At 56.7% G+C, this 439-nt stretch carries 1 protein-coding gene; it reads left to right on the top strand.

Annotation, left to right across the window (positions count from 1 at the left end; all coding sequences use genetic code 11):
• The first annotated feature begins 126 nt into the window (after nt 1–126).
• Nucleotides 127–321: a hypothetical protein gene (locus ACWGTI_RS32725; protein ID WP_454590690.1), complete on the top strand. Its 195-nt coding sequence runs from the start codon at nt 127–129 to the stop codon at nt 319–321.
• Nucleotides 322–439: the final 118 nt, after the last annotated feature.

The following is a 439-nucleotide window of genomic DNA, read 5'->3' as shown; positions in this document are numbered from 1 at the left end:
CGAACCCGAGCGCTTCAGCCGGCGCGAGGTGAATGCGGCTCTGAAACGCGAACTTTCAAGGTTCACAAGGGGCTGACCTCAACCGGTTGGCATGCTTCCCTCTCCAGCAGATAAGGAGGGATGTGGATGCGGTTTGCCATTCAACTCATGATCGACGGCGGCGACGCAGCAGGCGAAACGCAAGAGATTATCAGCTTCGACCGAACAGACCGTGCGCTGTTGATCGATGAGCTCGGCTTGACGCTGGAAGAAGCGAAGAAGGCCCTTGCTGCACTCCAGATGACACCGGTAATTTCTCCGGGGTCGAATACGGGTTATTAGGGCCGATCGGTCCATGACCATAGCTTTTGTTCAGGGAGGCAATGGTGGCGGTGGAGTGGACGATCACGATTGAGGGCAAGAACGAGTTCGGCGACGTTTGTCGTGAGCAAGTCCGGAT

It is taken from the genome of Mesorhizobium sp. ArgA1 (assembly GCF_053714375.1).
The sequence above is the reverse complement of the archived record's forward strand: the minus strand, read 5'-3'. Positions and strand labels throughout refer to the sequence as shown.